Here is a 12,258-nt window from a genome sequence, read left to right on the forward strand (position 1 = left end):
CCCGCGGCCGCTCGGGTACGGACCCGCCGCCGCGGGACCGTACCCGCCACCGTCCCGGCCGGCGCGGACCGGCCGCGCCGCCGGACCGCCGGCCACCCGTACTCCCAGCTTGCGAGGCTCCCATGACCACAGCCGGCGCACGGCCGCCCGCCTCCCCCGACCACCCCGCCGAAGAGATCTCCGTCGAGAACATCACCAAGCGCTTCGGTGCGGTGCAGGCGCTCAGCGGCGTCACGCTCTCCTTCCCCCCGGGCCGGGTGACCGCCCTCATGGGGGAGAACGGCGCGGGCAAGTCGACCCTTCTGAAGATCCTCACCGGCGACCACCGGCCCACCGAAGGCAGCGTCCTGTGGGCCGGGCGCCCGCAGAACTTCTCCTCACCGCACGACGCCCACAAGGCCGGGATCCGGATCATTCCCCAGGAGCCCGAGATCATCCCGCACGTCTCGGTCGCCGAGAACGTCTACGCGGGAGCCCTGCCGCGCACCGCCGGACGCCGCCTCGACCGGGCCGAGCTGCGCCGCCGCATCACCGCGGACCTGGTCCGCCTCGGCTTCGAGAGGGTCATCCACCCCGATCAGCTCGGATCCGAGCTCACCCCCGCACAGCGCCAGTTGGTGGAGATCCTGCGCGCGCTGACCGGAGACACCAAGGTCATCGCCTTCGACGAGCCCACCTCCTCCCTGTCCGAGAACGAGGTCGAAGCCCTTTTCGGCCTGATCGAGCGGCTCCGGAGCCAGGGCATCGCCGTCATCTACGTCTCCCACCGCATGAAGGAGATCTTCCGCCTCGCCGACCGCATCGCCGTCCTGCGCGACGGCGCCGTCGCCGGTGTGCTGGAGGCAGGCAACACCAGTGAGGGGGAAGTGGTCCGCCTGATGGTCGGCCGCGACCTCTCCTCCCTGTTCGTCCGGCAGGACGTCGCCCGCGACGAAGTGGTCCTGCAACTGGAAGGCGTCACCACGGACGACGTCTTCGGCATCGACCTCCACGTCCGCGCCGGAGAGGTGGTCGCCCTGGCCGGCCTCATGGGCGCCGGCCGCTCCGAGCTCGCCCTCGCCCTCGCCGGCGACCGGCCCCTGCGGGCGGGGCGCATCAGCGTGAACGGCCGGACCCTGCGCCTGCGCAGCCCCAAGGACGCGATCCGGGCCGGCATCGGACTCGCCCCCGAGGAGCGCAAGGCCCAGGCGCTGTTCCTGCACCGCTCCGTCCGGGACAACACCTCGCTGGTGAGCCTGGACCGGTTGCGCCGCTGGCGATTCGTCCAGCGCCGCCGGGAAAGGGCGGCGGCGCAGGACTTCTCCGACCGGCTGAGGGTGCGCACGCCCTCGATCGAGTACGAGGCGCGCAAACTCTCGGGCGGCAATCAGCAGAAGGTCGTGCTCGCGCGATGGCTGTTGCGCAAACCCGAGGTGCTGATCCTCGACGAGCCGACGCGCGGCATCGACATCGGTGCCAAGGCGGAGATCTACCGGATCATCGCCGATCTCGCCCGGGAGGGGGTCGCCCTGCTGGTGATCTCCTCCGAACTGCCCGAGGTGCTCGGGCTCGCCGACCGGATCGTCGTGATGCAGAACGGCCGCATCACCGGCGAACTCAGCCGCGCGGAAGCCACCGAGGAAGCCGTCCTCAACCTCGCCATGGCCGACGACCTCGCCCCCGTCGCCTCAGACCGAACGCTCACCGACTCCGCCGATGGAGACGCACGATGACCACCACGCACACACCGGCGACCACCGACAGCGTCCCCGCTCCGGTGGGGAAGAGCCGGGGAACCCTGCTCTCCTCGCTCGGCGGGCAGAACCTGAGCCTGATCGGCGCCCTCGTCCTCGTCCTGGCCCTGTTCGGCTTCCTCAACGACAACTACCTCAGCCTCTCCAACATCCAGGTGATCGGTGAGGCCGCGACGATCACCGGGCTTCTCGCCGTCGTCCAGACCGTCGTGATCATCTGTGGAGGACTCGACATATCCGTCGGCTCGCAGGCCGGACTCGCCTCCGTCGTGAGCGCCATGGTCTTCACGTCCGGCGGATCCAACCCCTACCTCGGCATGGCCGCGGCGATCGGCGTCGGTGTCCTCGTCGGAGTGGTCAACGGCGTCGCCATCGTCTACGGCCGGGTCAATCCGACCATCGCGACGCTCGCCGGCCTGGCCGCCTACAAGGGCGTGGCCCAACTCGTCTCGGGCGGCCGCGCGCAGGGCTACGTGCTCAACGACCCCCTGTTCGTGTTCCTGGGCCGCGGCAAGATCGCCGGTGTCCCGGTGATGATCTGGATCCTGGCGGTCGTGGCCCTGGCGGTGCACGTCCTGCTGAAGTACACGGACATCGGCCGCAACGTCTACGCGATCGGCGGCAACGACACCGCGGCGCGCCTGGCGGGCATCAACATCAACAAGTACCTGGTGGCGGTCTACGCGCTCATCGGCGTGGTCGCGGCGGTGGCGGGCATCCTCCTGACCGCGCGGACCGGATCAGGACAGCCCGTCTCGGGAAGCGAAGGCCTCGAACTCAAGGCCATCACGGCGGCCGCGCTGGGCGGATGCGCCCTCAAGGGCGGCAAGGGCGGCATCGGCGGCACGCTCCTGGCGGTGGCGCTGCTGGGCGCGCTCGAGAACGGCCTGACCGTCCAGGGCATCAACACCTTCTGGCAGAACGTCGCTCAGGGCGCCCTCCTCGTCGCCGCCGTCGTCATCCAGCAGCGCCGAAGCGGCGAACGCGCGGTCGGACTGCCCCACTGACACGGCGCGCGCGACGGACGCGCCGTTTTCGCGCCGTCCCGCTCGTGGAGCAGCTCGGCGTGCCCGGCATGACGATCCGCCGCGATCCCACGTCATCCCACACTCCGAGAGACGGGCGGTTTCCATGAAGAAGACCACGACGAACCTCGCGGACGGCCGCGAACTGATCTACTTCGACCTCGACGGGAGCCCCGGGCGCGACACGGTCGACCGGCGCCCGCCGGAGCGCGTCGACAGCAGCCCGGAGCTGCGCCTGGACCCGGCGACGGGGGACTGGGTCACGATCGCCTCGCACCGGCAGGGGCGAACCCACCATCCGCCGACCGACGCGTGCCCCCTGTGCCCGTCCGGCGACGGGCACAGCAGCGAGATACCGGCGGCGGACTACGACGTGGCCGTGTTCGAGAACCGCTTCCCCTCCCTGGCGGGACGGTCCGGACGCTGCGAGGTCGTCTGCTTCACGCCCGAGCACGGAGCGAGCTTCGCCGATCTGACCGAGGACCGCGCCCGCCTCGTACTCGACGCCTGGACGGACCGCACCGAGCGGCTGTCTTCCCTCCCCGGTGTCGAGCAGGTCTACTGCTTCGAGAACCGCGGGGCGGAGATCGGGGTCACCCTCGCGCACCCGCACGGCCAGATCTACGCCTTCCCGTTCGCGGCGCCGCGGACCGCCAAGATGGTCGCCGTCGCCGACCGGCACCGGTCCGCCACCGGGGGGAACCTCTTCGAGGACCTGCTCGCGAAGGCCCGCACCACCCCCTCGCGCCTGGTCCTGCCCGGAGAGCACTGGACGGCGTTCGTCCCGTACGCCGCCCGCTGGCCGTACGAGGTGCACCTCTACCCCCATCGTCGCGTTCGCGACCTCACCGGCCTCACCGAGGCGGAACGCGCCGAGTTCCCCGGGATCTACCTGGAGCTGCTGCGCAGGTTCGACAGGCTGTTCCGCCGGGCGGGCGCCGCCGCGCAGGAGGCCCCCACCCCCTACATTTCCGCCTGGCACCAGGCGCCGAAGACGGACGGGCGGGAACTGGCCCTGCACCTGGAGCTGTTCACGGTCCGCCGGTCGGCGGACAAGCTCAAATTCCTCGCCGGGGTCGAATCCGGCATGGACTCCTTCGTCAACGACATCGCCCCCGAAACCGCGGCCCGGCGGCTGCGCGAGGTCGCGTCATGAACACGTACGACGAGACCTTCCGGCGCGTCTACGGCGCCCGCCCCGAGGGGGTCTGGGCAGCGCCCGGCCGGGTCAACCTGATCGGCGAGCACACCGATTACAACGACGGTCTCGCGCTTCCCGTCGCCATCCCCCAGAACACCCTGGTCGCGGCGCGGCGTCGGCAGGACGGGCGGCTCCGGCTGCACAGCGCCCAGGCCGACGGCCCGGTCATCGATCTCGACGTGGACCACCTGACCCCCGGAACCGTCACCACCTGGGGCGCCTACCCGGCGGGTGTCGTCTGGGCGCTGCGCGAGGCCGGACACCGGCCCGGCGGGGCGGACCTCCACATCGAGAGCGCGGTGCCCACCGGCGCGGGCCTCTCCTCCTCCGCGGCCCTGGAATGCGCGGTCGCCTTCGCCTACAACGACCTCTACGGGCTGGGCCTGAGCGCATCCGACCTCGCCCTGACCGCCCAGCGGGCGGAGAACGGCTTCGCCGGCGTGCCCTGCGGGGCCATGGACCAGGTGGCCTCCGCCTGCTGCACCTCCGGCGCGGCCCTCTACCTGGACTTCCGCACCGGGGTCCACGAGCAGGTCCCGTTCGCCCCGGGGACGCGCGGATTGAGCCTGCTGGTCGTCGACACCCGCGTGAAGCACGACCTCGGGGACGGCGCCTACGCGGCCCTGCGGGCAGGGTGCGAGCGGGCCGCCCGCCTCCTCGGCGTACCGGCGCTGCGCGACCTCGGCCCGGCGGACCTGCCCCGTACCGTGAGCGCGCTCCCCGCGGACCTCGCACGCCTGGTCCGCCACGTCGTGACGGACAACGCACGCGTCACCGAGGCCGTCGCCCATCTGCGGGCCGGGCGCCCGGCGGCGCTGGGGCCGATCCTCTCGGAAGGCCACGCGTCGCTGCGCGACGACTTCCGGATCTCCTGCACGGAGAGCGACCTCGTCGTGGAGACGGCGCTCGCCCACGGAGCGCTCGGGGCGCGCATGACCGGTGGCGGTTTCGGCGGCTCGGTCATCGTGCTGGCTCGGGAGCACCGGACGGCGGCCATCGGCGCCGCCGTCACCGCCGCGTTCCGCTCGGCGGGGTACCAGGCTCCGCAGCTGTTCCCGGTCTCCCCGGCCGCCGGCGCCCGGCGCATCGCATGAGGACACGGTGGGGCCGGAGCCCGGCCAAGTAGACTGTTCGTTTACGAGGATTGCCGTGCGAGCCCGTCGGGGCACACGGACGGTACGCACAGGAGCGGGGACGAGATCGTGGCCGAAGCAGCGCGCCTTGCACCCCAGAGGAGGGCCCTGATCCTCGACATCGTGCGCCGCGACGGCGCCGTGCGCGTGGCCGATCTCGTGGAACAACTCGGCGTCTCGGACATGACCGTTCGCCGCGACCTGGACGTGCTCGCCCGCAGCGGCTCCCTGTCGAAGGTGCACGGTGGCGCCATCAGGGCCTCCGACACCACGGGGGACGAACCGCCCTTCGAGACGAAGGCGGGTCTGGAGTCGCGGGCCAAGGCGGCGGTGGCCGAGGCCGCCTCGGCCCTCGTGAAGCCCGGCAGCGTCGTCGCCATCTCGGGCGGTACGACGTCCTACGCGGTGGCCGCCCGGCTCCGGGACGTCCCCGGCCTGACGGTGGTCACCAACTCCCTTCCGGTCGCCGAACTGCTGCGGCCCAGGGGAGCGGAGCCCGGCGCGGGCCCCACCCTGCTGCTGACCGGAGGGGCACCCACCAAGTCGGCCTCGCTGGTCGGCCCCCTGGCGGACCAGGCGATCCGCACCCTCCAGGTGGACCTGCTCGTCATCGGTGCCCACGGGGTGTCCGAACGGGCCGGTGCGACGACCCCCAACCTCGCGGAAGCCCAGACCAACCGCGCCCTGATCGACTGCGCCACCCAGGTGGCCGTGGTCGCGGACCACACCAAATGGGGTGTCGTGGGACTCAGCCGCTTCATCGCCCTCTCCGAGATCGACTACTTCGTCTCCGACGACGGCCTCGACGCCGAGGCGCGCGGCGTCCTGAGCGACTCGGTGGGCCGGCTGATCCTGGGCTCCACGCAGCCGTAGCCAGGGCGCGCGCGTCGGCCCCGGTCCGGCGCCGGCTCGCCTTCCCGGCGGACTGCCGACGTGCGGAGACGCGGCGATACTGAAGGTAAGCCGACTGCTCGTGCCCCGATCTCCGGTCGCTGTGAGTAGTCGCCGCGGCAATGCCCGCCGTGCGGTCCGTTCGAATCGTCGAGCAGGTCGAGGGGTGTCAGTGATGAATGCACCGGCGCCGGGATCGGGTGAGCTGCCCGAGGACCCGTTCGCGCTGCACAACTCCGCCTCGGCGGTTCTGGACGACCACGGCACGGTCGTCGGCTGGAGCGAACGCGCACAGGAGCACCTCGGCCATCGGCCCGATGAGGTGCTGGGCCGTAAGGCCCTGGAGCTCTTGGTCGACTCCCGTGACCGCGAGGCGGTCCGGGACGCGGCGGCCGCGTGCGCGCGCGACGGGGGCTGGTCCGGGGTCCTGCGCCTCCGGCACCGCAGCGGGCGACGGGTGGAGCTGGGCTTCCGCGTCCGCGCAGTCATCCGCGCCGGCTCGGCCCGTGAGTGGTTCCTCGTCGTCGCCCCGGCGGAGGAGGTGCTCCAGTGGGAGACCGACCGATCGGTCCTGGACGGCCTGTTCCGGCGCTCCCCGATCGGCCTGTCCGTCCACGCCCCGGATCTGAGCATCCTGCGGATCAACCGGGCGCTGGCCCGGTTCACACGGCTTTCCGCGGCCGAGATCCGCGGCCGGCGCATCGGCGACTTCCTCATCGGTCCGGACGTGGAGACGATCGAAAGCCGCCTGCGACGGGTGCTGGAGACGGGCGCCCCTCTGATCTTCACCGAGCAGCCCTGTCATCTGAGGAGCGACCCCGGCCGCGAGCGGGTGGTCTCGGTGTCGGCGTTCCGGATGGAGGACCTCTCCGGTGAGATCCTCGGAGTCACCCAGCTGGTGGAGGACGTCACCGACGGCTACCGGGCCCGGCTGCGGCTCGCCCTGCTCAACCGGGCGAGCACCCTCATCGGGACCACACTGGATCTCGGCCGGACCACCCGGGAGCTGGCCGACGTCGCCGTCCCCGACCTCGCGGACGCCGTCTCGGTGGATCTGCTGGAGTCGGTCGCCCGAGGCGACGAGACCGCCGAGGAGGGGAGCGGAGCGGTCCGCAGAATGGCCGTGCACTCGGTCATGGCGGAGGCGCTGCGGGTGATGCACCCCGTCGGAGAGGTCTTCCGCTTCGACCCCCGCACCTCGCAGGCCAGGTGCCTCGCCGAGCAGCAGCCCATCCTCGAACCGGTGCTCCGGAGCAGTCCCCGCTGGTACTTCCAGGACCCGGAACGCACCCGGCGCGCCCTGGGGCTGCGGGCCCACTCCCTGATCGTCGTACCGCTGATCGCCCGCGGTCTGCTCCTCGGTCTGCTCAGCCTGTGGCGGGGCGAGCGGCCCGAGCCGTTCGAGGAGGACGACCTCACGCTCGCGGAGGAATTCGCCGCGCGGGCCGCCCTGTGCATCGACAACGCACGCCGCTACACCCAGGAGCACCAGGCCGCGCTGACGCTGCAGCGCAGCCTGCTTCCGCAGGCGTTGCCCCAGTACAGCGCGGTCGAGGTCGCGCACTTCTATCTGCCGGCCGATCCCGCCACCGGCGTCGGCGGCGACTGGTTCGACGTCATCCCGCTCTCCGGAGCACGGGTCGCCCTCGTCGTCGGCGACGTCGTCGGCCACGGTCTGCACGCGGCGGCCACCATGGGCCGCCTGCGCACGGCCGTGCACACCCTGGCCGGCCTCGACTACGCCCCGGAGGAGGTCCTCTCCCACCTGGACGACCTGGTCAACCGCCTGGCAGTCGAGCAGGAGCCCGCCGACGGACGCCCGCGGGGCCGGCAGATCATCGGCGCGACGTGCCTCTACGCGGTCTACGACCCCACCTCCCGCCGCTGCACCCTGGCCCGGGCGGGCCATCTGCCCCCCGCGGTCGTGACCTCCGACGGAGTGGTGAGCTTTCCCGACCTTCCGGAAGGGCCGCCGCTGGGGCTGGGCGGACTTCCGTTCGAGTCGGCCGAACTGGAACTCGACGAGGGAAGTCTGCTGGCCCTGTACACGAACGGCCTGGTCGAGGCTCGTGGCCTCGAACTCGACGAGGGACTTGAGCAGCTGCGAACAGCCCTGTCCCGGCCCGGCCGCTCGCCGGCCGAGACCTGTACGGACGTGCGGACCGCCCTGCTGCCCGATCACCCACCGGACGACGTCGCGCTGCTCCTCGCCCGCACCCGCGTGCTGGCTCCGGAGCAGGTGGCCTCCTGGGAACTGCCCGCAGACCCGACCGCCGCCGCCCGGGCGCGGCGCCTGACGGAGAGCACGCTCACGAGGTGGGGCCTGGAGGAGCTGGCCTTCACGGCCGAACTGGTCGTCAGCGAACTGGTCACCAACGCCTACCGGTACGGCGGCGGGTCGGGGACCCTGCGGCTCATCCGCGACCGCAGCCTGATCTGCGAGGTTTCCGACAGCAGCAGCACGGCTCCGCACCTGCGACGGGCGCGCACCACCGACGAGGGCGGCCGCGGCCTCTTCCTGGTGGCGCAGCTCACCGACCGATGGGGCACCCGCTACACCCGGGACGGCAAGACCGTCTGGACGGAGTTCCCCCTTGCCGCGGGCAAGCTGTAGCTCATGGAACGCTTGTCCGAAACGTTCGGCCGGCCGGGCGGGATGCGCCGTGTCAACGGGGGAACTCCGCCACGGCCGTGCCGAGGTCGCGTTCGGTCTCGCCCGCGCGCTGGAGTCCTCGGTGGGTCAGGTGCTCCAGGCGCTCGCGGGTTTCGGGCAGGGTGATCAGGGCCTGGAAGGTGGCGGCGTCGGAGCGGATGTGCGCGGGCTCCGCCAGCGTGAGGTCGTTGATCGAGCGCTTGGCGGCCCGGACCCCCTGGGGCGGGAATCCGGCGATGCGCTTGGCCAGGCGCTCGACGAAGCCGTCCAGTTCGGCGTCGGGCAGGGCACGGTTGATCCAGCCGTAGCGCTCGGCGAGGTCGGCGGCGAAATCGGCCGCTCCTGCGACGGCCTCGATGGCGCGAGTGCGGCCGAGCCGCCGGGTCAGGTGCTGGATGCCGCCCGCGCCGGGAAGGGCGCCGGTCCCGCACTCGAACTGGCCGAAGACCGCGTTCTCGCGCGATGCGAAGGTCATGTCGCAGGCCAGTGCGAGTTCGTTGCCGCCTCCGCGTGCACGGCCGCGCACTTTGGCGATGGTGATCACGGGAACGCGCGACAGCCTGTGCAGGAACATGCCGAGCGAGGCGTCACCGGGGCCGCCGGCCCTGGCCGCCTCCGCGGTGTACTGCGGGACCGCGGTGAGATCCACGTGCGCCGAGAAGTAGTCCGGCGAAGCGCTGTCGATGACGAGGACGCGTACGTCGCCGGGGTCATCGTCCAGGGTGTCGACAAGGGAGACCAGGTCACGCACCAGATCGACACCGAGGAGGTTGAGCGGGCCCGCGTCGAGGGTGGCCCACAGAACGCCCTCTTCGAGCCGGGTCCGGATCGAGGAACAGGCGAAGTTCATGGGGACTCCGTCGGCACGGGATGTCGGGCGGCGACGATGACGTCGCAGGGTCCTGGCGGCTGCCTGTCGGGCGCCTGGCATCCGGCGGGCTCGGTACCCGGCGACATTAGCCCTCTCCCCGGGTTCCGCAGGCGTGCCGTCGCCGCGTGTCGCTGTCCGTGTTGTCATAGACACGTTTGCGGCACGGCCGGGGGCGCGTGCCGTGAGGGCTCCTGAGAGGACGGGAAATGAGCGAGATCAGGCCCCGATTCCGGACCGTCGACGGACTGTCCATCCGGTATGCGGAGAGTGACATGCCCCGCGCCCGCGAAGCTCTGCTGCTGAGCCCGTGGCCCGAGAGCCTGTACGCCTATGACGCGATCTGGTCGAAGCTGGCCCGGCACGCTCACCTGATCGCGGTGGACCTGCCCGGGTTCGGGCATTCCGAGCTGCGCGAGGACCTTCTGTCCCCGACCGCGATGGGTGACTTCATCGTGCGGGTGGCCGACGAGTTCGGGCTGGAAAAACCGCACGTCGTGGGTCCCGACATCGGCACTCCCGCGGCGCTGTTCGCCGCGGCCCGGCACCCGGAGCGGTTCGAGACCCTGGTGGTCGGCACCGGAGGGACGGCAGTCCCGCTGAACCTGGGAAGCCCCCTGAAGGACTGGGTGTTCGCCGAGGACCTGTCCCCCTATCGGGCCATGAGCGCCAAGGCCGCCGTGACCGCCGCGATCGGCGGCATCCACGGCTACGAATTGCCGGACATCGTGCGCGAGGACTACCTCGCGTCCTACACGGGCCGGCGGTTCGCCGACCAGCTGCCCTACGTCCGTGCGTACCCCGCCGAACTGCCCGTCCTCGGCGAACTGCTGCCCCGTCTGGAGACGCCGGTCCAGATCCTGGCAGGACGCAACGACGCGGTCGTACCCCCCGAGAACGCCGAGTATCTGGACCTGCACCTGCCCAACAGCAAGCTGGACCTCATCGACGTCGGCCACTTCGCCTGGGAGGAGGGCGCCGACGCCTACGCTGACGTCGTCACCCGCTGGTGGGAGGCCAACTGACCCGGATCGGCATCCCGGCCACCGCCGCCCGCTCCGAAGCCGGGCCCGGCGTGCTCCCCGGGCCACCCTCCACCGGATTCCCGGGCGCGGGCCGCGTCCGGCCGTGCGAGTCTCGTCGAAGGCGGCGAACTGCACGAACCAGGAGTGCTCAGTCATGGACATGAAACTCGAAGTCGTAGTGGTGCCGGTGTCCGACGTCGACCGGGCCAAGGACTTCTACACGCGACTCGGCTGGAGGCTGGACGCGGACGTCACCCCGGACGAGACCTTCAGGGTGGTGCAGGTGACGCCGCCCGGCTCGCCGGCATCGGTCATCTTCGGCACCTCGGTCACCTCCCAGACGCCTGGCTCGGCCCAGGGCCTGCACCTGATCGTGGACGACATCAACGCTGCACGCGATGAGCTGGAACGGCTCGGCGCCGAGCCGAGCGAGGTGTTCCACGACGCCGGCGGCGTCTTCCACCACGCCGGGACGGAGGCCCGGGTGCCGGGGCCGGATCCCCAGCGCACGAGCTACGGCTCGTTCCTGTCCTTCAGCGACCCGGACGGCAACGGCTGGCTGCTCCAGGAGATCACCACACGGCTCCCGGGACGCCTCGACCCCGCGGCCACGACGTTCGCCTCGGCCGAGGACCTGGCGAGCGCGCTGCGCCGTGCCGCGGCCGCGCACGGGGAGCACGAGGCACGCATCGGTGCGGAGGACGAGAACTGGCCCGACTGGTACGCCCAGTACATGGTCCGGGAGCAGGCGGGGACCGAACTGCCGTCGTGACCCCGTCGCCCCGCGGGAGAACAGGGCCCGCGCGCCCATTTCCGCCTTCGCCGGGCCGGTCAGCCAGCCCCAGTGCTGCGTGACGTCGACCGTCTCGCCACGCGTATGGCGCGGAGGTTCCGAACGAATGGCACGGAGGTTCAAGTACGTGCCCTGCCTGCATTCCTAAGATTCGACGGCAGGAAGCGAAACCCGGGCTGTTCCTGGTCGGGTACACACCAAGGACAAGAAGCTCGTGAAACAAGAGAAGTCCGGCCGGACGGCAGCGGCACCGTGCGCCTGGCGGACGCCAATCCCGCCAGTGCTCCCGTCGTCGACCCCGGCTACCGGGGCGACGACCGTGACCGGGAGGTCATGCGCAAGGGCCTGGCAGTGGCACGCCGCATCGGGGAGGGCGACGCGTTCGCCGACCGGCGCAAGCGGGAAGCGGTCGCCGGGCTGCCGGCCGCAGATGCCTCGGTGATGCCGTCCGTCCCGTCGGCCAACGCCAACGCGACCGTCTACGCCATCGCCGAACGGGCTGCCGAACTGCTCGGCTGAGCCTTCTTCCGCGCCCGCGGGCTTATACAACCCGCTTCATCCCCGCCGTCGTGCGCCGAATGCGGCCCAGACCGGCCTCATCACCCCTTCTCAGACAGGAGCACCACCATGTCCGAAACGCTCCAGCCCACGGCCTTCTCCTCCACCACCGCCTCCGACGCCGACCTGCTCGCCCAGACCGTGACGGCTGTGCGTACGGCCGGTGCGGTGCTGCGCGAGCGCTTCGGCGAGGTGGTTCGCTACGAGAGCCGCGAGGAGTTGATGGACGCGCTCGCCGCCAACGACGACGCGGCCCTCGACGTCCTGCGCCCCCGCCTCACGGAACTGCGCCCGGACGCCGGCTGGGTGGAGGACGAGCTGGACGGCGGCGCTTTGCCGCCGGGCGAGTGGTGGGTGGTGGATCCGGCCGAGGGCAAC

10 protein-coding genes and 1 pseudogene are annotated in these 12,258 nt (G+C 71.7%); 10 read left to right on the top strand and 1 reads right to left on the bottom strand.

Translation table 11 applies throughout. The features are described from left to right. The first annotated feature begins 122 nt into the window (after window positions 1-122). The 6 genes from ACFYXV_RS30140 to ACFYXV_RS30165 all read left to right on the top strand — a co-directional run bounded on the left by ACFYXV_RS30140 (window position 123) and on the right by ACFYXV_RS30165 (window position 8,597). Window positions 123-1,712: a sugar ABC transporter ATP-binding protein gene (locus tag ACFYXV_RS30140; protein ID WP_389384585.1), complete on the top strand. Its 1,590-nt coding sequence runs from the start codon at window positions 123-125 to the stop codon at window positions 1,710-1,712. After that, complete coding sequence (locus tag ACFYXV_RS30145; protein ID WP_383498926.1) at window positions 1,709-2,740, top strand: ABC transporter permease; 1,032 nt, start codon at window positions 1,709-1,711, stop codon at window positions 2,738-2,740. Before ACFYXV_RS30140 ends, ACFYXV_RS30145 begins: the two co-directional genes overlap by 4 nt. Window positions 2,741-2,864: 124 nt before the next feature. After that, a complete protein-coding gene (galT, locus tag ACFYXV_RS30150; RefSeq protein WP_385468459.1) occupies window positions 2,865-3,914 on the top strand; it encodes a galactose-1-phosphate uridylyltransferase in 1,050 nt (349 codons plus the stop codon). Beyond that, on the top strand, window positions 3,911-5,053 hold the full coding sequence (galK, locus tag ACFYXV_RS30155) for a galactokinase (RefSeq protein ID WP_389384586.1): 1,143 nt from the start codon (window positions 3,911-3,913) through the stop codon (window positions 5,051-5,053). Before galT ends, galK begins: the two co-directional genes overlap by 4 nt. A 108-nt stretch (window positions 5,054-5,161) precedes the next feature. Next, the gene (locus tag ACFYXV_RS30160; protein WP_385468453.1) at window positions 5,162-5,965 is read left to right on the top strand and encodes a DeoR/GlpR family DNA-binding transcription regulator; all 804 of its coding nucleotides are present in this window, start codon (window positions 5,162-5,164) and stop codon (window positions 5,963-5,965) included. Window positions 5,966-6,158: 193 nt separating this feature from the next. Next, window positions 6,159-8,597 carry a SpoIIE family protein phosphatase gene (locus ACFYXV_RS30165; RefSeq protein ID WP_389384587.1) on the top strand — a complete coding sequence of 813 codons (2,439 nt, stop codon included), beginning with the start codon at window positions 6,159-6,161 and terminating at the stop codon, window positions 8,595-8,597. Between the two features lie 52 nt (window positions 8,598-8,649). Here the strand turns inward: ACFYXV_RS30165 and ACFYXV_RS30170 are convergent, their stop codons facing one another. Beyond that, entirely contained in the window at window positions 8,650-9,486 is an 837-nt protein-coding gene (locus tag ACFYXV_RS30170; RefSeq protein WP_389384588.1) for an enoyl-CoA hydratase/isomerase family protein, read from the bottom strand. A 227-nt stretch (window positions 9,487-9,713) separates the two neighbouring features. Here ACFYXV_RS30170 and ACFYXV_RS30175 point away from each other — a divergent pair, with 227 nt between their 5' ends. The 4 genes and pseudogenes from ACFYXV_RS30175 to ACFYXV_RS30190 all read left to right on the top strand — a co-directional run. Beyond that, complete coding sequence (locus ACFYXV_RS30175; RefSeq protein WP_389384589.1) at window positions 9,714-10,529, top strand: alpha/beta fold hydrolase; 816 nt, start codon at window positions 9,714-9,716, stop codon at window positions 10,527-10,529. 154 nt (window positions 10,530-10,683) lie between these two features. Continuing rightward, complete coding sequence (locus tag ACFYXV_RS30180; protein WP_385468442.1) at window positions 10,684-11,301, top strand: VOC family protein; 618 nt, start codon at window positions 10,684-10,686, stop codon at window positions 11,299-11,301. Between the two features lie 105 nt (window positions 11,302-11,406). Continuing rightward, on the top strand, window positions 11,407-11,841 hold the full coding sequence (locus tag ACFYXV_RS30185) for a GMC oxidoreductase (RefSeq protein ID WP_389384596.1): 435 nt from the start codon (window positions 11,407-11,409) through the stop codon (window positions 11,839-11,841). Window positions 11,842-11,949: 108 nt separating this feature from the next. Continuing rightward, a pseudogene (locus ACFYXV_RS30190) lies at window positions 11,950-12,258 on the top strand (3'(2'),5'-bisphosphate nucleotidase CysQ); the annotation flags it as partial.

The sequence above is a fragment of the Streptomyces sp. NPDC002181 genome, assembly GCF_042890485.1.
Classification (GTDB): domain Bacteria; phylum Actinomycetota; class Actinomycetes; order Streptomycetales; family Streptomycetaceae; genus Streptomyces.